This window comes from Bradyrhizobium sp. MOS002, from assembly GCF_003020115.1.
Lineage (GTDB): Bacteria > Pseudomonadota > Alphaproteobacteria > Rhizobiales > Xanthobacteraceae > Bradyrhizobium.
In genome coordinates this window covers 486,859-508,974 of the sequence record NZ_PYFX01000001.1, presented here as the reverse complement: position 1 = coordinate 508,974, position 22,116 = coordinate 486,859, and the positions used below count along the sequence as shown (strand labels likewise).

Below are 22,116 nucleotides of genomic sequence, written 5' to 3'. Positions count from 1 at the left end.
ATCCGGCCGTATGATGGATAGTGCGGCCCCAAGGCAAGACCTCAACCCGGACCTTAACTCAAGACTTTCCAACTGTGGCTAGCATGCGTTTTCTCATTCATTGGTCCTGCGCCGGGGTGCTTTTCGCACTTTCGTTCGTCGTGGCTCATGCCGCAACCGGCGGCGAACCGGCTGCGGTCCCGCAGGTCGACATCGCTCCGTGTGTCGCGGCTGCCGCAGCCGACGACGTCGACAAGGCCGTCACGGCCTGCGCCGCCGTGATCGACAACGAGAAGACGGCGAAGGCCGACCTGATCAAGGCGCTGATCGCGCGTGGCACGCTGTTTGCCCGGCACGATCAGGTCGACCGCGCGATCGCCGACGACAGCCGCGCCCTGGAGCTCGATTCCGGTCTCGCCGATATCTTCAACGCACGGGGCGAGCTCTGGCTGAGGAAGGGTGACAAGCCCAAGGCGGTGCAGGATTTCGGCGCGGCATTGAAGATCGATCCGAACCACGAGAAGGCTAAGGTCAATCACAAGGCGATGGCGCGCGAGATCGAGCGGATCGGCGCGCAGATGGCGGTCGCAGGCAAGCCCAGCTTCAATTGCAAGGGTGCGCGCCGCCCCGTCGAGAAGGCAATCTGCGCCAACCGCGAGCTCGCTGACCTCGACCGCGAGGTCTTTGCCGCCAATGCCCGCGTGTTGCGCGAAGCCCGCAATGCGGGCGAAGCGAAGGCGCTTCAGCGCGAGCAGGACGATTTCATCGCCCGCCGCAATGCCGGATATGGCCGGCCCGGCTACGATCTGAAGAAGACGATGCAGGAGCGGCTGCGGCAGCTGAACGGGGTGGACGGGTATTGAGGCCTTGAGGCCGCCGCAACGTCATGGCCGGGCATGACGACTTCTCGTGAGAAGGGCGCTGGTCGTGAGAAGGGCGCTGGTGCGCCCCTGACGGGCTCAATTTTGAACCCATCGCTTCCCCGCGGCGACAATGGTGAAAGCTTGATGTCCCGGAGTCCTATGCCATGTGCGGCACGCATCCTTCCGCGCAAATGTTTTCGTTAGCAAAGATCTCGCTTGGCTCGTTCCTGCTCGGCGCAGCAATGAGCGTCGTCCTCGTCGCCCCTGCCTTGGCCGGCGTCGATTGCGTGATGGGGAGCAAGGCCGCCCCGGCTGAGCTGATCCCCGCATGCAGCGCCATCATCGACCAGACCCCAAATCCATCTTCCGATCGCGCCGCGGCTTTGCTGGTGCGCGCCGACGCCAATGCGCGGACTTCGGGCGGCCTCACCCAGGCGCTGCGGGATATCGATCGCGCCATCGCGCTCGATGGCAGGAACGCAAAAGCCTGGCGCCTGCGCGGCGATCTCCTGCGCGAGGCCGGCGGCGATCTCAACCGCGCCGCGGCGGACCTCAGCAAGGCCATCGAACTCGATCCGCAGGATTCGGAGTCTTACGAGCTGCGCGGTGTCGTCTACACCAACCAGCGCCGGCTCGACCGCGCGCTTGCCGATTACGACCAGGCGATCAAGCTGAAGCCTGACAATGCACAGGCCTGGTCCGACCGCGGCGTGACCTATTATCTCGGCGGCGACAACGAGAAGGCGATCCGCGATCTGAGCGAGGCGTTGCGGCTCGATCCGAACCGGCCGCGCAGCTACACCAATCGTGGCGCCGCCTACAAGAAGCTCGGCCAGCTCGACAAGGCGGTTGCCGACGATGGCGAGGCGATCAGGCTCGATCCGAAGGTACCCGAATATTACGACAATCGCGGGCTGTCGCTGGCCGCGATGGGCGAGTACGACAAGGCGATTGCCGATTACGACCAGGCGCTGCGGCTGGCGCCGCGGCCGAACTTCTTCACCAACCGCGGCGACTCCTACCACCTCAAGGGCGAGCTCGGCGCGGCTCTGAGCGACTACGAGGCCGCGCTGAAACTCGATCCGAATTTCGCGCAGACCTACAACAACCGGGCCGTGCTCTACAAGAAGATGGGCGAGCGCAAGAAGGCCTTGGCCGACTACGAGACCGCGCTGCGGCTCGATCCCGGCAACGACAACGCCGCCGCCGGCCGCCGCGCCATGATCGCTGAGATCGCGAAATTCGGCGGCGAACCGCTGCGGCCGCTCGCGGCGACTTCCGGCAATGGCCCGTCGTTCGATTGTGCCACTGCGAAGCGCGAGGTCGAGAAGGTGATTTGTGCCGATCCGCAGTTGGGTGTGCTCGATCGCCAGATCGCCGAGACCTACGAGCGCGTGCTGAAATCGGCCAGGTCCCGTTCGGCCGGCGACCTCCGTCGCACCCAGCGCGATTTCCTCGCCACCCGCAATATGAGCTTCGGCCGCCCGGGCTATGATCTGAGGAAGGTCATGCAGGAGCGGCTGCAGCGGCTGAATGCGATGGATAGCTGAGCATTGTTCTTTTCAGCTTGAACCGCGGCCCGTTCCCGGGAAAATACCCCTCAAACAAGGCCGGTACTTGATCCCTGTCATGGCGGGACGTTTGTCCTGCCACAAGGTCAAGGCTAGGCGAATAAGGGAACGGGAGCGCGGGAATGAACGTCCGAGGAAACATCGACGGAAAGAGCCTCTATCACGAGGTCTATGCGCGCTCACTGGCCGACCCTGAGGGCTTTTGGGCCGAGGCGGCCAAGGAGATCGACTGGATCGAGCCACCGAAAAAGATCTTCGATCCCTCGCAGGGCGTCTACGGCCGCTGGTTCAGCGGTGGCGTCGTCAACACCTGCTACAACGCGCTCGACCGCCACGTCGAACGCGGCCGCGCCGACCAGATCGCGCTGATCCACGATTCGCCGCTGGCAAATAGCGTGACCAAATTCACCTACGCCGAACTGCTGGCCGAAGTGCAGGCGCTCGCCGCCATCATGCAGGATTTTGGCGTCGCCAAGGGCGATCGCGTCATCCTCTATATGCCGATGGTCCCGGAGGCCGTCGTCGCGATGCTCGCCTGCGCGCGCATTGGCGCGGTGCACTCCGTGGTGTTCGGCGGCTTTGCCGCGAAAGAGCTCGCCACCCGCATCGACGATGCGCAGCCAAAGTTGATCCTGTCGGCGAGCTGCGGCATCGAGCCCGGCCGGATGGTGCAATACAAGCCGCTGCTCGACGAGGCGATCAGGCTTGCGGGCGTAAAGCCGAAGGCCTGCATCGTGCTGCAACGCCCGCAGCTCGTTTGCGCCCTCACACCCGGCCGCGACTATGATTGGGCGGGCCTGCGCCGCAAGGCGATGAACGACGGCAAGAAGGCGCCGTGCGTGCCTGTCGCGGCTACCGATCCGCTCTACATTCTCTATACGTCAGGCACGACCGGCATTCCCAAGGGCGTCGTGCGCGACAATGGCGGCCACCTCGTCGCGGTGAAATGGTCCATGTTCAACCTCTATGGCGTCAAGCCAGGCGAGGTCTGGTGGTGCGGCTCCGACATCGGCTGGGTGGTTGGCCATAGCTACATCGTCTACGGCCCGCTGCTGCACGGCGCGACCTCGATCATGTATGAGGGCAAGCCGGTCGGCACGCCCGATGCCGGCGCGTTCTGGCGCGTGATCAGCGAGCACAAGGCCGTCGCCTTCTTCACTGCGCCGACCGCGTTCCGCGCGATCCGGAAAGAAGATCCGGAAGGAAAGTTCATCCGGCAATACGACCTCTCGACGTTCCGCACGCTGTTCCTGGCCGGCGAGCGCGCCGATCCGCCGACGGTGGAATGGGCGGAGCAGCAGCTGAAAGTGCCGGTGATCGACCATTGGTGGCAGACCGAGACCGGCTGGTGCATCGCCGGCAATCCGGTTGGCTTAGGCCAGCTACCGGTGAAGCACGGCTCGCCGACGGTGCCGATGCCGGGCTATCAGGTCGACGTGGTCGACGAAGCGGCAAAGGCGGTCGGTCCGAACACCATGGGCTCGATCGTCATCAAGCTTCCGATGCCGCCGGGCTGCCTGCCGACGCTGTGGAATCAGGACGAACGTTTCAAGGAAACCTATCTCACCGAATTCCCCGGCTACTACAAAACGTCGGATGCCGGCTACAAGGACGAAGACGGCTATATCTTCGTCATGGGCCGCACCGACGACATCATCAATGTCGCCGGCCATCGGCTCTCTACCGGAGGCATGGAGGAGATCCTGGCGTCGCATCCCGATGTCGCCGAATGCGCCGTGCTCGGCGTCAAGGATGCGATCAAGGGCGAGGTACCCTGCGGCTTCCTGGTGCTCAAGGCGGGTGTGAAGCGGGCCCCCGCCGAGATCGAGAAGGAGATCATCGCGCTGGTACGCGACAAGCTCGGTCCCGTTGCCGCGTTCAAGCTCGCCATTACCGTCGGCCGCCTGCCCAAGACGCGCTCCGGAAAGATCTTGCGCGGCACCATCAAGAAGATCGCCGACGGCGAGACGTGGGCGATGCCCGCCACGATCGAGGATCCCAAGGTGCTCGACGAGATCGGTGAGGCGCTGAAGGGGAGGGTGTGAGGTTTGTTCCCAGGGCATAGCCATTGACGTGCGACGCCGCTGCTCCAACCCCGCTGTCATCGCCTGCGCAGGCAGGCGATCCAGTACGCCGCGGCCGGAGTTGTGTGACGTAATGAGCGCCGCGGCGTACTGGATTCCCCGCTTTCGCGGGGAATGACAGTGGTGGCGCGGAACGGCGTACAGGGACTTACATTCTCCTCATTCCGCGCTAAACAGGGCGGACCAATAGGGGACCTCGTATGCCACTCGCCGCTGCGCCGCGTCTGCTTGCAGCCGTGCTGCTCGCCATCATCCTCTCCGCCTGCTCCGCGCGCTACCAGACGCCGGTGGCGATGGGCGGCGACGATGACGACGCGGTCTGCCAGAGTCGTGGCTATGCGGCCGGCTCGCCCGAATACGTGGCCTGCCGCAAGGACCGCGACGTCCAGCGCAGTTCCGCGACCACCCGCGCCGACCGCCGCCAGCGCGATCTCGGCGAATACATGCTGAACCATCCGGACCGGCCATGATGTGAGCTGCGGCATTATCCTGCCGCGACACATCTGCAACGCCGCAGCCAAATCGCAATCGCATTTATCCTGATTTGATCGGCATCAAATCCTTCACCATTGCGTTTCTGCTCTGACGCTGATGTCGCGCAACGAAGCGCGCACATGGCTGAAGGGGACTGCAATGGACGGAATGATAAGAAACATGGCGCGGCTTGCGACGCTAGGCGCGGCGCTGGTGGGGGCTCTTGCCTCGGCACAAGCCGCCGATTTGCCGATCTACAAAAAGGCGCCGCCCCCGGTAGAAGCCTTCAATCCCTGGATGGTGCGTTTGCGGGTGCTTGGCGTGTTGCCGGATGCGGGCGGCTCGACCGTCAATGTCGCCGGCGTTCCGTCGCTGTCGTCGCCGAATTCGGGCCTCTCGACCAGCGACCAGGTCGTGCCTGAGCTCGACATCAGCTATTTCTTCACCAAGAACATCGCGGCCGAGTTGATCCTCGGTGTAACCCGGCATTCGATCAGCGGCACCGGCTCGCTCGCAAATCTGCCGATCGGCAAGACCACGCTGCTGCCGCCGACGCTGACCCTGCAATATCACTTCGACAATTTCGGCGCGTTCAAGCCGTATATCGGTGCCGGCGTGAACTACACGGTGTTCTTCAACAACGCGGCCGCCAATACGCCCGCCGCCATCGCCGGTCCGCCCGCGATCGTCGCCACCACCACCAGCCTGCATGTCAGCAACGCCTTCGGTGGCGCGGTGCAGTTCGGCTTCGACTACATGCTCGATCGGCACTGGGGCCTCAATGTCGACGTCAAGAAACTCTGGCTGCGGCCGGACTATTCGGCGACGGTCAGTGGGCTGCCGGTTACCGGCACCGCGCATATCGACCCGTGGCTGGTCGGCGGTGGTGTGACGTATAAGTTCTAGTCTCGCCTTCGCCGGGACGGCGCCCGAGAGCGTGGCGAGGTCCCTTCTCGCGACCAAACAAAAACGCGGCGGGTTGGCCCGCCGCGTTCGCATGCGATGATGAACGAAGAGCGAAGGATTACTCCTCCTCTTGGTCCTGCTTCTTGCCGCCGAGCGTCTTCAGCTTGGCGAACACGGCATCGACGTTGAGATCGTCGCTGGACCTCTCCGCGGGCTCGTACTCGTCCTTCTTGGTGGTTTCGGAGGCCGGCAGCAGGGTGGCGCCGCCATAGGCTGCGTCGATCGGCTTTTCCTTGGCCGCGCGCGCGACCTCGAAATCGAGCTCGATCTGCGAGCAGAGGCCGAGGGTGACGGGATCAATCGGCGTCAGCTGGGAGGTGTTCCAGTGGGTGCGATCGCGGACACTGGCGATCGTGCTCTTGGTCGTGCCGACCAGGCGCATGATCTGGGCATCCTTGAGCTCGGCATGGTTGCGCAGCAGCCAGAGGATGGCGCTCGGACGTTCGTGGCGGCGCGAGACCGGGGTGTAGCGCGGGCCCTTGCGCTTCGGCTGCGGCGGCAGCACCACCTTGCTCTCCTGGAGGCGGAGCCGGTAGTCCGGGTTGTTCTCGCCCTTCTCGATCTCCTCGCGGGTCAGCTGGCCATTGGAGAGGGGATCCATGCCCTTGATGCCCTGGGCGGCGTCGCCATCGGCGATCGCGCGCACCTCGAGGGGGTGCATTTTGGTGAAATCGGCGACCTGATCGAAGGTCAGCGCGGTGTTGTCGAGCAGCCAGACGGCGGTCGCCTTGGGCATCAGAGGTGCGTTGCTCATGGCAAATCTCCTTTGTGCTTCGCCCACCCCTTTGGAGGCGAAACCGGTGGTCATCAGCGATGACTGGGAATTCGGGCTATATAAGCCCGGAGGGGGTAGCCACGCAATGGTTCTGCTATAGATAGTGCCTTGACAGCGCCCGAAAGGGGGCCCAATTCCCTCTGAAGTCCCTGTAAGACCGTACCCAAGCCCTATTCATTCATCGACCGCTTCCCGCCCATTTGGCGAGGTGATTCGGTCCCGAGATCGCTCAATGTCAGCCAAACCAGACCTCAAGATCGTGCTTTGTTCTCCCCGTGGCTTCTGCGCCGGGGTGGTCCGGGCGATCGACACCGTGGAGCGGGCGCTCGATAAATACGGCGCCCCCGTCTATGTTCGCCACGAGATTGTGCACAATAAATACGTCGTCGATGGGTTGAAGAAGAAGGGCGCGATCTTCGTCGAGGAACTCGCCGAAATCCCGGAAAACACTACCGCGCCGGTGGTGTTCTCGGCCCATGGCGTGCCGAAATCGGTTCCGGCCGACGCCACGTCCCGCAATTTGTTCTCGCTGGATGCGACCTGCCCCCTGGTCACCAAGGTGCACCGCGAGGCCGCGATCCATTTCAAGCGCGGCCGCGAGATCTTCCTGATCGGCCATTCTCATCATCCGGAGGTGGTGGGCACGCTCGGCCAGCTCCCGACCGGCGCCGTGACCCTGATCGAGACCGCCGAGGACGCGAAGACCATCGCCCCGAAGGACCCGAATAACCTCGCCTTCGTGACCCAGACCACGCTGTCGATCGACGACACCGCGGAAATCGTGGCGCTGCTGAAGGAGCGCTTCCCGAACATCAACGGGCCGCACAAGGAAGACATCTGCTATGCCACCACGAACCGCCAGCTCGCGGTCAAGAAGGTGGCGCCGGTGGTCGACGCTCTGATCGTGGTCGGTGCGCCAAACTCGTCGAACTCGCAGCGTCTGCGCGAGGTCGCCGAGCGCGAAGGCTGCCCGATCGCGGTGCTGGCGCAGCGCGCCACCGAAATCGACTGGAAGCGGTTCGAGAACATCACCAGCCTCGGCATTACCGCGGGCGCCTCGGCACCGGAAGTGATCGTCGAGGAGATCATGGACGCATTCGCCGAGCGCTTCACGCTGCACGTGGAGACGGTCTCGGCCGCGGAAGAGAACGAGTTCTTCCCGCTGCCGCGCCAGGTGCGCCCCGAAGCCGCCGCCGAGTAGACCTTCATGGCGGTCTACACCGACGTTGCCGCCGACGAGCTTGCGGACTTCCTCAACCAATACGATCTCGGCGAGTTGCTCTCCTACAAGGGCATCGCCGAGGGCGTCGAAAATTCCAACTTCCTGCTGCATACGACCAAGGGGTCGTTCATCCTCACGCTCTATGAGAAGCGCGTGGCGAAGAACGATCTGCCGTTCTTCCTCGCGTTGATGACGCACCTGGCCGAGCACGGCGTCAACTGCCCGCTGCCGGTGAAGGGAATAGACGGCGAGGCGTTGCGCGAGCTGTCGGGCCGACCCGCCGCGATCATCACCTTTCTCGAAGGCGTCTGGCCGCGCAAACCGAGCGCCGCCCATTGCGCCGGCGTCGGCGAGGGGCTCGCCAGGATGCATCTGGCCGGCGCGAATTTCGCGATCAGGCGTGAGAACGCGCTGTCGGTCCCGGGCTGGCGGCCGCTGTTCGATGCGGCGTCGCACCGGGCCGACGAGGTGCAGCCCGGCCTGCGCGCGTTCCTGAGCCACGAGCTCGACTATCTCGAGAGCGGGGTCTGGCCGACGCAGCTGCCCGAAGGCGTGATCCACGCCGACCTGTTCAACGACAACGTCTTCTTCCTCGGCGACAAGCTCTCCGGGATCATCGACTTCACTTTCGCCTGCAACGACATGCTCGCCTATGACGTCGCGATCTGCCTCAACGCCTGGTGCTTCGAGCCGGATCATTCCTTCAACGTCACCAAGGCGCGGGCCTTCCTCAATGCCTATGGCCGCGTGCGAAAGCTGGCCGAGGCGGAAGAGGCCGCGCTGCCGTTGCTCGCGCGCGGCGCCGCGATGCGCTTCCTGCTGACGCGGCTGGTCGACTGGCTCAACGTTCCGCCCGGCGCGCTGGTTCGGCCGAAGGATCCGCTGGAATATGTCCGCAAGCTGCGCTTCCACCAGAGCGTTTCCAGCGTGCGCGACTACGGGCTGTCGCCGTCGGGGCTGGTGGCGTGAGCGAGCTCCCGATTGTCACGATCTACACCGATGGCGCCTGCTCGGGAAATCCTGGGCCCGGCGGCTGGGGCGCGATCCTGAAGTTCGGCGACAAGGAAAAGGAACTGAACGGTGGTGAGCGCCACACCACCAACAACCAGATGGAATTGATGGCGGCGATCTCGGCGTTGGAGGCGCTGAAGAAGCCGTGCACGGTCGATCTCTACACCGACAGCCAATATGTCCGTCAGGGCATCACCGGCTGGATCCATGGCTGGAAGCGCAACGGCTGGCGCACCGCCGACAAGAAGCCGGTGAAGAATGTCGAGCTATGGCAGCGCCTCGATTCCGCGCTGAAGCAGCACGAGATCCGCTGGCACTGGGTCAAGGGCCACGCAGGGCATCCCGAGAACGAACGCGCCGATCAGCTCGCGCGCGACGGGATCGTGAAGGCGCGGCTGCAGCAGAGGGTCGCAGAGTAGGCGCGGTCGGCGCTCCACTCTCAACTGTCATCGCCCGCGAAGGCGGGCGATCCAGTACGCCGCGGCGGCTGTAATGAATCTCGACGTCTCTGGAATACTGGATGCCCCGCTTTCGCGGGGCATGACAGTGTCATTCGTGGCTGAAAGCGGTGGCCGTTTACAGCTGCCCCAGCAGCGTATCGCCGCCGGACACTTCGACCTTGCCGGGCATCGCCTCGAGGTTCAGCTTCTTGACCACGCCGTCCTCGACCAGCATCGAATAGCGCTTGGAACGGATGCCAAGACCGTTGCCGGAGGCGTCGAGCTCCATGCCGATCGCCTTGGCGAAGTCTGCATTGCCGTCGGCAAGGAAAATGGCCTCGTCGCGCTGGTCGGTGTCGCGCTTCCACGCATTCATGACGAAGGCGTCGTTGACGGAGACGATGGCGATGGTGTCGACGCCCTTGTCCTTCATGGCGTAGGCGTTGAGGAAGATGCTCGGCAGATGCATCTTGTGGCAGGTGCCGGTATAGGCGCCGGGCACCGCGAACAGCGCCACTTTCTTGCCCTTGAAGATCTCGTCGGTGGTCTTCACCTGCGGACCTTCGGCCGTCATCACGCGGAATTTCGCCTCGGGCAGCTTTTCGCCAGTCTGGATCGCCATCGTTAGTCTCCCTGAAAATCGGTCCCGCTTTTTAGACCGTACGGCGGGCCTGCACAATATTGCCGGCACGGATAGTGTCCCGGGAGCGGCGAGGGCGGGACCCTTCACCGTTACGTCATCAGCCGGCGAACCCGCCGCCGTCAAGGAAGGCCTGCTCGTCCGGTGTGGTGTCGCGGCGGAGCAGACGGTTGCGGTGGGGGAAGCGGCCAAACCGCCGGATGATGTCGGCGTGCTCACGCGCGTATTTCAGGTTTTCGGCATTGTCGGTGTTTTGAAACAGCGCGACGCAGTGCAATTGGTCGGGCAGGTGCTCGGAATGCATGAAGGGCAAATAGAGGAATTCGAGCAGGACCGGATCGATTCTTTGATCTGCACCCCGCGCAATGGCGCGGCGGGCGACGTCGCGCGCCAGCACGTCGCTGGCAAAGGCCTGCGATGTGCCGCGAAACATGTTTCGCGGAAACTGGTCGAGCACGATGACGAGCGCGAGTGCGCCCTCGTCGGTCGCCTCCCATGACGAGAGCTCGCCGGCGACCGCTTTCTGCCACAGCGCGAGAAAGCAGCGCCTGACCTCCGCGTCGAATGCGTCGTTGCGCTCGTACCAGGCATCGCGGCCGGCCTCGCGCCAGAAGGCGAGAATGCCGGCCGGACTGATATTGCCGAAATCAGTCATGAACGAAAGAGGCGCTTACGCCGCCTCCGCCTTCTTCTCGTCGCGCAGCTGCCGGCGCAGGATCTTGCCGACATTGGTCTTCGGCAGGTCGGCGCGGAATTCGATGTGCTTGGGCACCTTGTAGCCCGTCAGCTGCTCCTGGCAGAACTTGACCAGGGCCTCCGCCGTGAGGTTCGGGTCCTTCTTGACCACGAACGCCTTCACCGCCTCTCCCGACTTGGAATCGGGAATGCCGATGACCGCGCATTCGAGCACCCCGGGATTGCTCGCGATCACTTCCTCGATCTCGTTCGGATAGACGTTGAAGCCGGAGACCAGGATCATGTCCTTCTTGCGGTCGACGATCTTGGTGTAGCCCTTCTCGTCCATGATGCCGATGTCGCCGGTGCGGAAATAGCCGTCAGCGGTCATCACCTTGGCGGTCTCCTCCGGCCTGTTCCAGTAGCCCGACATCACCTGCGGTCCCTTGGCGCAGATCTCTCCAGGCTGGCCGAGCGGCATCTCGTTGCCGTCGTCGTCGCGGATCGAGATCCAGGTCGAGGGCACGGGGATGCCGATGGTGCCGTTGAACTCGGGATCGGTCGTGGTGTTGCAGGTCAGCGTCGGAGATGTCTCCGACAGGCCGTAGCCTTCGGCGATGGAGCAGCCCGTGATCGCCTTCCACTGCTCAGCGACGGGGCGCTGCACCGCCATGCCGCCGCCGTTCGAGATCTTCAGCTTGGAGAAATCGAGCTTCTTGAAGTCGGGATGGTGCATCAGGCCGTTGTAGAGCGTGTTCACGGCCGGGAAGTTGTTGACCTGGTACTTCGCCAATTCCTTGATGAAGCCCGGGATGTCGCGCGGATTGGGGATCAGGAGATTGCAGCCGCCGGCGCGCACCGCGAGCAGGTAGCAGGCCGTCAGCGCGAAGATGTGATAGAGCGGCAGGGCGCAGACGACCATGAGCTGATCGACATGCGGCGGCGCGGCCATCGCCGGCTGCAGCCAGGCGTCGTTCTGCAGGACGTTGGCGACGATGTTGCGATGAAGCAGGGTGGCGCCCTTGGACACGCCGGTGGTGCCGCCGGTATATTGCAGGAACGCGACGTCTCCGGGCGACAGTTTCGGCTTGTTGAAGGCCAGAGAGCGGCCGGCGGAGATCGCGTCGTTGAAGGAGACCGCGCCCGGCAGCGACCAGGCCGGCACCATCTTCTTGACCCGGCGGACGACCAGATTGACGATCACGCCCTTGAAGCCGAGCAGGTCGCCCATGCTTCCGACGATGACGTGCTTGACTTGCGTCTTCGCGATCACCTGCTCGACGGTGTGGGCGAAATTCTCCAGCACGATGATGGCTTCGGCGCCGGAATCCTTGAGCTGGTGCTCGAGCTCGCGCGGCGTGTAGAGCGGATTGACATTGACCACGGCGAAACCGGCGCGCAGCACGGCTGCGGTCGCGACCGGATATTGCAGCACGTTCGGCATCATGATCGCGACGCGGGCGCCGCGTTGCAGGCCTCGCCCTTGCAGGTAGGACGCCATCGCCAGCGACATCTGGTCGAGGTCGCGATAGCTGATCGACTTGTCCATGCAGATGAACGCCCTGCGGTCGGCGAACTTGGCGAAGCTCTCCTCCAGAAGGTCGACCAGCGATGAATATTGCGTCGGCTCGATATCGGCGGGGACGCCGGGCGGATATTGCTTAAGCCAGATGCGCTCCATGGAAACTCCCCTCATGACCAGAGCCCGTTGTGTCTCGGGCTTGCCTCATTGCCGTCAGTATCGAGCCTGCCGGAACGGGTGGCAAGCGGTCGAGGCTTAGGACAAACGTCAGGGAGTGGCTACCGGAATCCTCGCAAATGGCGCTGCCGCAACTGCGAAGCGGTCTCGCCTCGCGTCGGCCGTTAACTGTTGTTGGCCGGCTTGGCGGGCTTGGTCGCGGCCTTGGGCTTGGCGGGCTTGGCCGCCTGCTCGCCGCTCGCCGCAGGCTTGGCCACCGCATCGGGCTTGGCTGCGGCATGCTTGGGGCCGGCCGGCTTGGCGGCGGACTTGCCGTCGGTCGGCTTTGCGGCCGCCGCCGGCTTGGCATCGGGCTTCGCCGCCGCTGTCTTGGCATCCTTCGGCTTGTCTGCTGGCTTGTCGGCCGCGTCGGGCTTCTTGGCGACGCGCGACTTCTTGCCACGCGGCTTTGGCGTGGCCTGCTGGTCGGCATCGGCCGCAACCGCCGCGATCAGGGCGGTCCCGGTGCGGGTCGGACCGGTATAGACCAGTACGGGCTCGGCCGCCGCCGGGGCCGAGGCCATCAGCTCGGAGGCCTTCATCAGGGGCGGCTGAAGGCCGGCCGTGAAGAAGGTGACCTGAGCTTCGCCGCCGGTGGCCGAGGCCGATCCCGACATGCCGCCATTGGTCGCGATCAGCGCGTCGTCATCGTCGCTGGCCGGCCGCTTGCGATGGCCGCCGCACATGTCGTCACGCAGGTTCGGCGGCGAGGCATCGACCGGCACCAGCTTGTCGACGGTGCCGAGCGAGGGGCGGAGCCAGGTGAGATTGTCTTGCGAGAAGCCGCGCTCCAGCAGCTGCGCTGCCTTCACCGCGCGCGCGGTCCCGGAGTTGGCGCCCAGCACGACGGCGATCAGCCGGCGGCCGTTGCGGGTGGCCGACGCGACGAGGTTGTAGCCGGAGGCGCAGATGAAGCCGGTCTTGAAACCATCGGCGCCGGGATAGCGGCCGATCAGCTTGTTGAAATTGCCGGTGACGCGCTTGCCGAAGCGGATTGCCGGAATGTGCACGAAATACTCGTATTCGGGCAGGTCGCGCAGGAACGAGCGCGCGAGAATGCCGAGATCCCGCGCGGAGGTGATCTGTCCGTCGGCGGGCAGGCCGTTCGGATTGACGTAGCTCGTCTGCGTCATGCCGAGCTTCTGCGCGGTGTCGTTCATCAGCGCCGAGAAGCCGTCGATCGAACCGCCGACGCCCTCGGCGAGCACGACGGCCATGTCGTTCGCCGATTTCACCATCATCATCTTGAGTGCGTTGTCGACGGTAAGCTGCGTTCCCGGGCGAAATCCCATCTTCGAGGGCGACTGCGAGGCTGCCGTCGGCGACACCGTGAGTATTGTGTCGAGCGTGAGCTTGCCGTCCTTGACCGCTTTCAGCGTCACATAGGCAGTCATGATCTTGGTGACGGAAGCCGGATACCAGGGAATGGTCGCGTTTTCCGCCTGCAGTACCTTGCCGCTGTCGGCCTCGATCAGGAGCAGTGCTTCGGCGCTCGCCGCGCGCGGCGCGAGCAATGCGGCGCATGCGAGAGCCGCAGCGAACAGGTTGAACAGGGATTTGCGAAGCAGCGGGCGAAGAGCGTGCACTATCCGATTCCGGTCCTTGGAGACCCGCCGGTTCCGGTCGGCTCTCGTGATCTGATGTTCGGTTCTGAAATCCAGCGCCGCCGCTTGCGGCGTCGCAAACCTATACCGGCTGGTGCGTCGGGAATAGGGGCATGAGCGGGGTATTCCGCAATGAAATGGGCCGAATTTCGACGATATGATGGGGACTTGCCAGGCGGCTCGCTAAGGCGACTTGACGGCCGTCGCGGCAGCCTCAGCCGCTGTCACGCTGGCCCGTGCGTTCTCCTGAACCATGAACTGAGCCCTGGCGAGGTCGGCGAAATGGCCGCCTTTGGCCACGAGTTCATCGAAAGTTCCGCTTTCGATCACACGCCCGTTCTCGAACACCAGGATGCGCGTGGCATTGCGGATGGTGGAGAGACGGTGGGCGATCACGAAGGTGGTGCGGCCCTTCATCACTTCGTCGAGAGCGGTATTCACCTTGGCCTCGGTGACGGCGTCGAGTGCGCTGGTCGCCTCGTCCAGGATCAGAATCGGCGGATCCTTCAGCAGCGCACGGGCGATCGACAGCCGCTGGCGCTCGCCGCCCGAAAGCATCCGGCCCCGCTCGCCGGCGTTGGTCTCGAAGCCGCCGCTGCGCTCGATGAATTCGAGCGCCTGCGCGCGCTCCGCCGCCTTGCGCATCTCGACCTCGGTGGCATCAGGCTTGCCGACGCGCAAATTCTCCGCGATCGAGCGGTTGAACAGCAGCGCCTCCTGAAAGACCACGCCGATGTTCCGCCGCAGGGATGTCAGCGTCACCCCGCGCACGTCCATGCCGTCGATCCTGATGAAGCCGGACTGCGGATCGAAGGCGCGATGCAGCAGCGCAATCGCCGTCGACTTGCCTGCGCCGGTTGCGCCGACCAGCGCGATGGTCTGGCCGGGAAGCGCGGTGAAGGAGAGGTCCTCGACCGCCGGCCGCTTGCCGTCATAGGAGAAGGTGACGTCGTTGAATTCGACGAGGCCGGAGAGCCGACCCGCATCGATCGCGTCGTGCCGGTCGTGCACCGCAGGCACCGCATCGAGCACGTTGAAGAATTCGCGCAGGCGCGGGGCTTCCATGAACACGTTGTTGATGAAGCTCACGACCTGCTCCAGCTTCTGGATCAGAAGCGTCGCGAAGCTCACGAACATCACGATCTCGCCGACCGAGGTCAGCCCCTGGTCGTGCAGCGCGATGCCGAAAGTGAAGATCGCGAGCACAGTGATCGTTGTGGAGGCGCGAGTGATGACGGTGACGAGTGCCCACCACGACAGCACCGGCATTTGCGCCGCCAGCAACTGGTCGGCGACGGAGCGCAGGCCCTTCACCTCGGATTCGACGCGGACGAAACTCTGCACCAGCGCGACGTTGCCAAGGGCGTCGGAAGCGCGCGCGGAGAGCTCGCTGTAGTGCTCCTCCACCTCCATCTGCATGCCGAAGGTTCTGCGCACCACGAAGGTGGTCAGCGCGGTGAAGACGATGCAGAGCACGAACAGCAGGATTGCCAGCCGCCAGTTCAGGTAGAGCGACAGCGGCAGCAGCACCACCACCGAGAGGAGGGCGGCAAAATGCTCGCGGAAGAAGCCCAGCCACAGCCGCCACAGTGCATCGGTGCCGTTGAGCATGACCTTCATCAGCCGGCCCGAATGCGTACCGGAATGGAAGGTCAGCGGCAGTTGCAGGATGTGCTCGAAATAGTCCGTCAGGACCGCCTGCCGCTGGCGGTGGGAGAGCCGGTCGGCCTGTAGCGCCACGAGCGCGCTGCAGGCGATGGTGAACAGCCCGAACGCGACCCAGGCAACCAGGAATGGCCAGGCCGAGTTGGAGCCTGCGACCGTCTTGCCGGAGAGCACATCGACGATCCGGCCGAACAGCACCGGTTCGGCGAATTGCGAGCCCGCAAGCAGGAGATTGCCGATCGCGAGCAGCCAGCCCAGCCGTGCCTCCTTGCCGAGCAGCTCGAGAACGCGGGTGTAGAGGCGGAGAATGGGCATTGGCGAGGAGCTCGAGCGGATAGAACGGAGTGAGCCCATACTCTAATCAGGGATCGGCTGCGAGATATAGCGGAAGCTGTCGGTTTTGCTCAGTTGATCAACCGCCCTGCGACCGGCGGCAAGTACCCGCCGTCGAAGATGTCGCCCGCCGCCGGCCGTTTGCGGAATTTGAAATCCTGCCCGATCTGGTCGATCGCGCGATCCATGCGCGCCGGGTCGATGTCGCCGAGGCCGTTGCGACGGACCTCGTCGGTCAGGATATTGTCGACGAGGACGGTGCGCAGGCGCTCCAGCTCAAGATCGCGGTCGCCGTTCTCGATGCGGCTCGCGGCCTCGTCCGCCGCACGTGTCGGCTCCTTGACGGTCGCGCTGATGCCGGCGATCAATGCACGGATGAACCCCTTCACGGCGTCCGGCTTGGCCGCGGCGAAAGCCGGGTTGACTATGACGGCAAAGCCATAGGCCTCGCAACCATAGTCGGCATAGCGAAGCGCGACGAGATCGCCGCCTGGAACGCCGCGGTCGCGCAGGTTCACTGCCGAGAGATAGTTGAAGCCGGCGACGGCATCGACCTGTCCCGCGGAGAGGATCGGCTCGCGCACCGCGGCGCTTATCTTGTGGAATTTCACGTGAGCCGTGTCGATGCCGTTCTGCTGCGCCAGTGCCGGCCACAGCCGCATCGACAGATCGCTATCGGCAACGCCGACGGTCTTGCCATCCAGGTCGGGCAGGAGGTGGATACCACGGCTCCTGCGGGCGACGATCGCGTAGGGCGCACGGTTGAACAGCACGAACACCGCCTTGACCGGTGACGCATCCTTGTCGCGGAAGCGGATCAACTCGTTGATGTCGACGAGCGCGAGCTCGCTGTCGCCCTTGGCGACGCGCGCAAGCGCCTCCGGCGATCCGGCTGTGCTGCCGAAGGAGACGTTGAGACGTTCGGCGCCGAAGCTGCCGTCCTTTGCGGCAAGGAAGAACGGCGCCATGCTCGCATCGATCGGGCGGTCGAAGATGAAGTGGATCGCAATGGAGGGCGCTGCGGTTTCGGCCGCAGTAGCATCCCGCGCAGTCAGCGCCGCAAGCGAGATTGCAGCGGCCAGCAAGCCGCGAAGAGCGATTGTCGTGAATTCGAACATCAGTCGCGCCGGTCGGGAATTGTTATGGCTTTGTGACGCTCGGAGCGCCGGCTGGCGACAAGCTTGTCCGCGCCAACATGAACGGCGGATGAGCGGCGGTTGCGTCACGATTACGCAACCCCGTTCAGCTTGTGTTGGGGTTGGGGAACCCAACATGGGATGTGGGTGTTTGAAAGACATGAGCCTGTCATCAGGCACCATTCGAGGTCCCAAGGAGGGTCCAGGACATGTTCGACAGATTTTCGAGATTTGCCGGCCGCAAGGCCGTTCTCGCCACCGCCGCGGTGCTGGCGCTGACCGCAATGACCCCGACCGCTTCATACGCAGGCGGCCGTCACTGGCATGGTGGCGGCGGCGGCGCGGCCTTTGCCGGCGCGGCCATTGCCGGTGCTATCGGCACCGGCCTCGCAATCGCCGCGACCCGTGACGCCTACGCATATGATGCTCCTGCCTATTACGGCGGCGGCCCGGTCTACTACGACGACGGTCCGGTCTATTACGGCGGCGACTCGTATATCGGTCCGCGCCCGTATCACCGTTGTGGCGGCCCGTACCAGTCTGCGCAGGGTGGCCAGGGTAACCTTTCGACTTGCTACTAGCTTTGGCTAGCAAGTGTTGACCAGCCGGCCGTCGCGCTTGCCGCGACGGCCGGCTTTTTGCTTTTGCTGTCGTGCGTTAACGTCCCCGCCATGGCTTTAGAGTAGCTTGGCGTACATGAGTGATTCGCTTGAGCGGCTATATCTGGCTGTGCTCGCGGCCAAAGATCTCGATCCGGCAACGTCGCGTACGGCCCGGCTGTTTCAGCGTGGGCCGTCCAAGATGGCAAAAAAACTGGCCGAAGAGGCCATCGAGGTCGTCATCGATGCGGTCAATGGCGACACCCAGGCCGTGGTCCGGGAAAGCGCCGATCTGCTCTACAATCTCACCGTGCTCTGGGCCTCGGCCGGCGTGCGCCCCGAGGACGTCTGGCGCGAAATGTCGCGGCGTGAAGACATGCTCGGAATCGCCGAGAAGCTGCCGAAGTCGGCGATGAAGCTGCCCAAAGTTGCGTCACCGCGCGTCGCCGCAAGGCGGCCTATCGTCGCGCTCGAAGGCCGCACCGCGCGCAAGCGCCACTAGTATTGTCACAAATCGGTCCCATCTCGGCATGGACAAATCCGTCCCATGGTGCTTCATCGCGGCGCCATGCTGAAACGTATCTACGACTGGTGCATCGACGCCGCTCACAAGCCTTACGCGCTCTGGATCATGGGCGCCGTGGCTTTCGCTGAAAGCTCCTTCTTTCCCGTCCCCCCGGACGTGATGCTGATCCCGATGTCACTGGCGCGCCCGCAACGCGCCTGGGTCTATGCGGGGATCTGCACTGCGACGTCGGTGCTGGGTGGCCTGTTGGGCTACGCCATCGGTGCGCTGCTCTTCGACTCGGTCGGCCATTGGCTGATCGAGGTCTATGGCCTCGGCGGCAAGGTCGACGCCTTCCGCGCCTCCTATGCCGAATGGGGCGCCGTGATCATCCTGCTCAAGGGCCTGACACCGATCCCCTACAAGCTCGTGACCATCACGTCCGGCTTTGCCGGCTACAATATCGGGCTCTTCATCCTGTGCTCGATCGTCGCGCGTGGCGGGCGCTTCTTTATCGTGGCGATCCTGCTCAACCGCTACGGCGACTGGATCCGGGTCAGGATCGAGAAGCATCTCGGATTGGTGGTGGCAATCGGCGCCGCGGTGCTCGTGCTCGGCTTTGTCGTCGCAATCAAATTGATCTAACCCGAAGGCGCTTTGCCCCCGCGCCAGGTTCGGCTACGGTTGGCGTCATGACGCTTCGATCCGGCATTCCGGTCCTGCGACTTGGGACGCTGACATTTGCGGTGCTTTCGCTCCTGCTGGGTGCCGGCGGGACCGGATGGCCGCAATCCGCGCCGGCGCTCGGCTTGCAGGAGCAAGGACCGCAGGCAGCACCGGCGCCCTCGACAGCTGCTTCGTCGCCGCCGGTGCATGAGGAAAATCCCGGGCTGATCAACGAAATGGGCAAGCTGTTCGACAAGCTGCCCTCGATGCTGCCGCCGATCAAAAGCCCGGGCGAGACCATGAACGATTTGTCGCGCCTGGCGAAGCCGTCGACCATGGTGTCGGGACGCGTGGCCTGTCCGGCCTCGTCGAACGGCGCGCCAGACTGCAAGCTCGCCGCCGACAAACTCTGCCAGAGCAAGGGCTACACGGAAGGCAAGAGCCTGAATGCCGATTCCGCGGAAAAGTGCTCGGCCAAGGTTCTGATCCCGGGCAGGCAACGCAAACCGGATGACTGCCGCACCGATACCTTTGTCACCAGCGCGCTGTGCCAGAACTGAGGACGTCGCGCGAGCAAGCAAGGAGCGCCCATGAGCCGCACGGAGCAGGACTTCCTCGGACAGCGTGAGATCGCCGACGACATCTATTACGGCGTCCAGACCATCCGCGGGAAGGAGAACTTCCACATCACCGGCATTCCGATGAACCAGGAGCCTTACTTCGTGAAGGCGCTTGGATACGTCAAGAAGGCCGCCGCCATGGCCAACCGTGATCTCGGCGCGGTGGACACCAAAGTCGCGGAAGCCATCATCGTGGGCTGCGATCGTGTCATCGCCGGCGATATGATGGACCAGTTCGTCACCGACTTCATACAGGGCGGGGCCGGCACCTCCACCAACATGAACGCCAACGAGGTGATCGCCAATCTCGCGCTGGAATCGCTCGGCTTTGCGAAGGGCGACTACCAGCACGTCAGCCCCAACGATCACGTCAATTACGGCCAGTCGACCAACGACACCTATCCGACCGCCTTTCGGCTGGCGCTGATCCTGCGGCTCGAGAGCTACATGACGGCGTTGCGCCAGCTCCAGGAGGCGTTCTTCGCCAAGGGCAGGGAGTTCGAGCGCGTGCTGAAGATGGGCCGCACCCATTTGCAGGACGCGGTGCCGATGTCGCTCGGCGCCGAATTCCGCGGTTGGGGCACCACCATGGGCGAGGAGGTCGATCGAATCTCCGAGGCCCGCGCGCTGCTGCGCGAGATCAATCTCGGCGCCACCGCGATCGGCACCTCCGTCACCGCGGCGCACGGCTATCCCAAGCTCGCGGTCCGGCATCTGAGCGCGCTCACCGGCGTCGACTTCATCCTTGCAGGCGACCTCGTCGAGGCGACGTCGGATACGGGCGCTTATGTGCAGCTCTCCGGCGTCCTCAAGCGCACCGCGAGCAAGCTGACCAAGATCTGCAACGACATCCGCCTGCTCGCCTCGGGCCCGCGTGCCGGCTTCAACGAGATCAACCTGCCGCAGCTTCAGCCGGGCTCCTCGATCATGCCGGGCAAGGTCAATCCCGTTATCCCCGAGGTCGTCAACCAGACCAGCTTCCTCGTCATCGGGCTCGACACCACCGTGACGCTCGCGGCATCCGCCGGTCAGCTCCAGCTCAACGTGATGGAGCCGGTGATCTCGTTCGCGCTGTTCTTCTCGATCCGCACCATGGAGCGCGCGGTCAACAGCCTGCGCGAGAATTGCGTCGTGGGCATCACTGCCAACGAGGAGCACACCCGCAACATGGTGCTGAACTCGTTGGGTATCGTTACGGTGCTGAAGCCGCTGCTCGGCTACAAGCAATGCGCCGAGATCGCGCGCGAGGGCTACAAGAGCGGCAAGTCGCTGCACCAGATCGTCGTGGTCGAACGCAAGCTGCTGACCCAGGAAAAATGGGACGAGATGTTCTCGTTCGAGCGGCTGATCAATCCGGATCTGCTTGCGTGATGTCGTCGGTCCGCGCTGAATTCCGCGCGTTGGAATTGCGGTAACGGGCGTCCTCCACGGCGCCAAAACGCAATACTTGACAGTGGAAAGATTGCCTTGTTGGTATGGCTCCCAACTTCGATTTGACCGCCAGCAGAGGATCGTCTCGCAATGTCCATGCCTGCCTTGTTCAAGGGGCGCCTGTCGATCCCCGTGATCGGTTCGCCGCTCTTCATCATCTCGGTGCCCGATCTCGTGATCGCGCAGTGCAAGGCGGGTGTGGTCGGCTCGTTTCCGTCGCTGAACGCGCGGCCGCCGGAGCTGCTCGACGAGTGGCTGGCGCGGATCACCGAAGAGCTCGCGGCCTATGACCGCGCGCATCCCGACAAGCCGTCGGCGCCGTTTGCGGTCAACCAGATCGTGCACAAGTCGAACAACCGGCTCGACCACGACATGCAGCTCTGCGCCAAGTACAAGGTGCCGATGATCATCTCGTCGCTCGGCGCGCGCGAGGAGCTCAATCAGGCCGTGCACGGCTGGGGCGGCATCGTTTTCCACGATGTGATCAACCAGAAGTTTGCGCACAAGGCGATCGAGAAGGGCGCCGACGGCCTGATCCTGGTCGCGGCGGGCGCTGGCGGCCATGCCGGCACGATCTCGCCGTTGGCGTTCGTTGCCGAGACACGAAAATGGTTCGACGGCCCGATCGCGCTGTCGGGCGCGATCGGCAACGGCAAGGCGATCCGCGCCGCGCGCATTCTCGGCGCCGACTTTGCCTATATCGGCTCGGCCTTCATCGCCACCAAGGAAGCCAATGCGGTCGAGAAGTACAAGGAGATGATCGCGGGCGCGACGGCCGACGACATCGTCTATTCCAACCTCTTCACCGGCGTGCACGGTAACTATCTGAAGCCGTCGATTCTCGCCGCCGGTATGGATCCGGAGAACCTGCCGACGTCCGATCCCTCCAAGATGAACTTCGGCACCGACGCCTCCGGCGAGCGCGCGAAGCCAAAGGCCTGGAAGGAAATCTGGGGTTCAGGCCAAGGCGTCGGCAGCATTGACGGCATCGTGCCCGCCGCCGAAATGATCGCGCGCTTCAAGAAGGAATACGACGAGGCGGTCGATCCGCCGTTGTGAACTCAGTCGTCCCGGCCTAGTGCGCGATAGCGCACTAGGCCGGGACGACAGCTCTTGCTG

General features: G+C 64.2%; 21 protein-coding genes. 14 read left to right on the top strand and 7 right to left on the bottom strand.

Annotated features, from left to right (window positions below; all coding sequences use genetic code 11):
• Positions 1-83 precede the first annotated feature (83 nt).
• The 5 genes from C7G41_RS02580 (at position 84) to C7G41_RS02560 (ending at position 5,877) form a co-directional block, all read left to right on the top strand.
• Positions 84-842, top strand: coding sequence for a tetratricopeptide repeat protein (locus tag C7G41_RS02580; protein ID WP_106941084.1), 759 nt, complete (start codon positions 84-86; stop codon positions 840-842).
• A gap of 164 nt (positions 843-1,006) precedes the next feature.
• Positions 1,007-2,392 (top strand): tetratricopeptide repeat protein, encoded by a 1,386-nt coding sequence (locus tag C7G41_RS02575; RefSeq protein WP_106941083.1) that lies wholly within the window; start codon positions 1,007-1,009, stop codon positions 2,390-2,392.
• Between the two features lie 143 nt (positions 2,393-2,535).
• On the top strand, positions 2,536-4,458 hold the full coding sequence (locus C7G41_RS02570; protein WP_106941082.1) for a propionyl-CoA synthetase: 1,923 nt from the start codon (positions 2,536-2,538) through the stop codon (positions 4,456-4,458).
• 239 nt (positions 4,459-4,697) lie between these two features.
• Positions 4,698-4,967 (top strand): hypothetical protein, encoded by a 270-nt coding sequence (locus C7G41_RS02565; RefSeq protein ID WP_106941081.1) that lies wholly within the window; start codon positions 4,698-4,700, stop codon positions 4,965-4,967.
• Positions 4,968-5,130: 163 nt separating this feature from the next.
• On the top strand, positions 5,131-5,877 hold the full coding sequence (locus tag C7G41_RS02560; RefSeq protein ID WP_106941472.1) for an OmpW family protein: 747 nt from the start codon (positions 5,131-5,133) through the stop codon (positions 5,875-5,877).
• Positions 5,878-5,995: 118 nt separating this feature from the next.
• Here the strand turns inward: C7G41_RS02560 and C7G41_RS02555 are convergent, their stop codons facing one another.
• Positions 5,996-6,691, bottom strand: coding sequence for a DUF1013 domain-containing protein (locus C7G41_RS02555; protein WP_027565675.1), 696 nt, complete (start codon positions 6,689-6,691; stop codon positions 5,996-5,998).
• 253 nt (positions 6,692-6,944) lie between these two features.
• Between C7G41_RS02555 and ispH the strand changes: the two genes are divergently transcribed.
• From ispH to rnhA, 3 genes are read left to right on the top strand one after another with little or no spacing between them, the layout of a single operon-like run.
• Complete coding sequence (gene ispH, locus C7G41_RS02550) at positions 6,945-7,913, top strand: 4-hydroxy-3-methylbut-2-enyl diphosphate reductase (RefSeq protein WP_007597506.1); 969 nt, start codon at positions 6,945-6,947, stop codon at positions 7,911-7,913.
• A gap of 6 nt (positions 7,914-7,919) precedes the next feature.
• The gene (locus tag C7G41_RS02545; RefSeq protein WP_106941079.1) at positions 7,920-8,903 is read left to right on the top strand and encodes a homoserine kinase; all 984 of its coding nucleotides are present in this window, start codon (positions 7,920-7,922) and stop codon (positions 8,901-8,903) included.
• The gene (gene rnhA / locus C7G41_RS02540; RefSeq protein WP_106941078.1) at positions 8,900-9,364 is read left to right on the top strand and encodes a ribonuclease HI; all 465 of its coding nucleotides are present in this window, start codon (positions 8,900-8,902) and stop codon (positions 9,362-9,364) included. The genes C7G41_RS02545 and rnhA overlap by 4 nt, the downstream gene beginning before the upstream one ends.
• 157 nt (positions 9,365-9,521) lie before the next feature.
• Here rnhA and C7G41_RS02535 read toward each other — a convergent pair whose 3' ends face one another.
• The 6 genes from C7G41_RS02535 to C7G41_RS02510 all read right to left on the bottom strand — a co-directional run bounded on the left by C7G41_RS02535 (position 9,522) and on the right by C7G41_RS02510 (position 17,158).
• Positions 9,522-10,007, bottom strand: coding sequence for a peroxiredoxin (locus C7G41_RS02535; protein WP_106941077.1), 486 nt, complete (start codon positions 10,005-10,007; stop codon positions 9,522-9,524).
• Positions 10,008-10,125: 118 nt separating this feature from the next.
• Entirely contained in the window at positions 10,126-10,680 is a 555-nt protein-coding gene (locus C7G41_RS02530) for a DUF924 family protein (protein WP_106941076.1), read from the bottom strand.
• A 15-nt stretch (positions 10,681-10,695) separates the two neighbouring features.
• Positions 10,696-12,381, bottom strand: coding sequence for a long-chain fatty acid--CoA ligase (locus C7G41_RS02525; RefSeq protein ID WP_106941075.1), 1,686 nt, complete (start codon positions 12,379-12,381; stop codon positions 10,696-10,698).
• A gap of 182 nt (positions 12,382-12,563) precedes the next feature.
• Entirely contained in the window at positions 12,564-14,024 is a 1,461-nt protein-coding gene (locus C7G41_RS02520) for a D-alanyl-D-alanine carboxypeptidase family protein (RefSeq protein ID WP_106941074.1), read from the bottom strand.
• A 201-nt stretch (positions 14,025-14,225) separates the two neighbouring features.
• Positions 14,226-16,022, bottom strand: a complete 1,797-nt coding sequence (locus tag C7G41_RS02515) for a glucan ABC transporter ATP-binding protein/ permease (RefSeq protein ID WP_106941073.1) — start codon at positions 16,020-16,022, stop codon at positions 14,226-14,228.
• An 89-nt stretch (positions 16,023-16,111) separates the two neighbouring features.
• Entirely contained in the window at positions 16,112-17,158 is a 1,047-nt protein-coding gene (locus C7G41_RS02510) for an ABC transporter substrate-binding protein (RefSeq protein WP_199198087.1), read from the bottom strand.
• Between the two features lie 227 nt (positions 17,159-17,385).
• Between C7G41_RS02510 and C7G41_RS02505 the strand changes: the two genes are divergently transcribed.
• The 6 genes from C7G41_RS02505 (at position 17,386) to C7G41_RS02480 (ending at position 22,056) form a co-directional block, all read left to right on the top strand.
• Positions 17,386-17,757 carry a hypothetical protein gene (locus C7G41_RS02505; protein WP_106941072.1) on the top strand — a complete coding sequence of 124 codons (372 nt, stop codon included), beginning with the start codon at positions 17,386-17,388 and terminating at the stop codon, positions 17,755-17,757.
• Positions 17,758-17,872: 115 nt separating this feature from the next.
• Entirely contained in the window at positions 17,873-18,277 is a 405-nt protein-coding gene (hisE, locus tag C7G41_RS02500) for a phosphoribosyl-ATP diphosphatase (RefSeq protein WP_106941071.1), read from the top strand.
• A 45-nt stretch (positions 18,278-18,322) separates the two neighbouring features.
• The gene (locus C7G41_RS02495; protein ID WP_199198086.1) at positions 18,323-18,925 is read left to right on the top strand and encodes a YqaA family protein; all 603 of its coding nucleotides are present in this window, start codon (positions 18,323-18,325) and stop codon (positions 18,923-18,925) included.
• A gap of 47 nt (positions 18,926-18,972) precedes the next feature.
• A complete protein-coding gene (locus C7G41_RS02490) occupies positions 18,973-19,506 on the top strand; it encodes a hypothetical protein (protein ID WP_106941070.1) in 534 nt (177 codons plus the stop codon).
• Between the two features lie 30 nt (positions 19,507-19,536).
• On the top strand, positions 19,537-20,937 hold the full coding sequence (locus tag C7G41_RS02485; protein ID WP_007597482.1) for an aspartate ammonia-lyase: 1,401 nt from the start codon (positions 19,537-19,539) through the stop codon (positions 20,935-20,937).
• A gap of 150 nt (positions 20,938-21,087) precedes the next feature.
• The gene (locus C7G41_RS02480) at positions 21,088-22,056 is read left to right on the top strand and encodes a nitronate monooxygenase family protein (protein WP_106941069.1); all 969 of its coding nucleotides are present in this window, start codon (positions 21,088-21,090) and stop codon (positions 22,054-22,056) included.
• Positions 22,057-22,116: the final 60 nt, after the last annotated feature.

Excerpts from the sequence above, each read along its gene's own strand:
- C7G41_RS02580 (WP_106941084.1), top strand. The coding sequence starts at position 84 with ATGCGTTTTCTCATTCATTGGTCCTGCGCCGGGGTGCTTTTCGCACTT.
- C7G41_RS02575 (WP_106941083.1), top strand. The coding sequence starts at position 1,007 with ATGTGCGGCACGCATCCTTCCGCGCAAATGTTTTCGTTAGCAAAGATC.
- C7G41_RS02570 (WP_106941082.1), top strand. The coding sequence starts at position 2,536 with ATGAACGTCCGAGGAAACATCGACGGAAAGAGCCTCTATCACGAGGTC.
- C7G41_RS02565 (WP_106941081.1), top strand. The coding sequence starts at position 4,698 with ATGCCACTCGCCGCTGCGCCGCGTCTGCTTGCAGCCGTGCTGCTCGCC.
- C7G41_RS02560 (WP_106941472.1), top strand. The coding sequence starts at position 5,131 with ATGGACGGAATGATAAGAAACATGGCGCGGCTTGCGACGCTAGGCGCG.
- C7G41_RS02555 (WP_027565675.1), bottom strand. The coding sequence starts at position 6,691 with ATGAGCAACGCACCTCTGATGCCCAAGGCGACCGCCGTCTGGCTGCTC.
- ispH (WP_007597506.1), top strand. The coding sequence starts at position 6,945 with ATGTCAGCCAAACCAGACCTCAAGATCGTGCTTTGTTCTCCCCGTGGC.
- C7G41_RS02545 (WP_106941079.1), top strand. The coding sequence starts at position 7,920 with ATGGCGGTCTACACCGACGTTGCCGCCGACGAGCTTGCGGACTTCCTC.
- C7G41_RS02535 (WP_106941077.1), bottom strand. The coding sequence starts at position 10,007 with ATGGCGATCCAGACTGGCGAAAAGCTGCCCGAGGCGAAATTCCGCGTG.
- C7G41_RS02530 (WP_106941076.1), bottom strand. The coding sequence starts at position 10,680 with ATGACTGATTTCGGCAATATCAGTCCGGCCGGCATTCTCGCCTTCTGG.
- C7G41_RS02525 (WP_106941075.1), bottom strand. The coding sequence starts at position 12,381 with ATGGAGCGCATCTGGCTTAAGCAATATCCGCCCGGCGTCCCCGCCGAT.
- C7G41_RS02515 (WP_106941073.1), bottom strand. The coding sequence starts at position 16,022 with ATGCCCATTCTCCGCCTCTACACCCGCGTTCTCGAGCTGCTCGGCAAG.
- C7G41_RS02510 (WP_199198087.1), bottom strand. The coding sequence starts at position 17,158 with ATGTTCGAATTCACGACAATCGCTCTTCGCGGCTTGCTGGCCGCTGCA.
- C7G41_RS02505 (WP_106941072.1), top strand. The coding sequence starts at position 17,386 with ATGTTCGACAGATTTTCGAGATTTGCCGGCCGCAAGGCCGTTCTCGCC.
- hisE (WP_106941071.1), top strand. The coding sequence starts at position 17,873 with ATGAGTGATTCGCTTGAGCGGCTATATCTGGCTGTGCTCGCGGCCAAA.
- C7G41_RS02495 (WP_199198086.1), top strand. The coding sequence starts at position 18,323 with ATGGTGCTTCATCGCGGCGCCATGCTGAAACGTATCTACGACTGGTGC.
- C7G41_RS02490 (WP_106941070.1), top strand. The coding sequence starts at position 18,973 with ATGACGCTTCGATCCGGCATTCCGGTCCTGCGACTTGGGACGCTGACA.
- C7G41_RS02485 (WP_007597482.1), top strand. The coding sequence starts at position 19,537 with ATGAGCCGCACGGAGCAGGACTTCCTCGGACAGCGTGAGATCGCCGAC.
- C7G41_RS02480 (WP_106941069.1), top strand. The coding sequence starts at position 21,088 with ATGTCCATGCCTGCCTTGTTCAAGGGGCGCCTGTCGATCCCCGTGATC.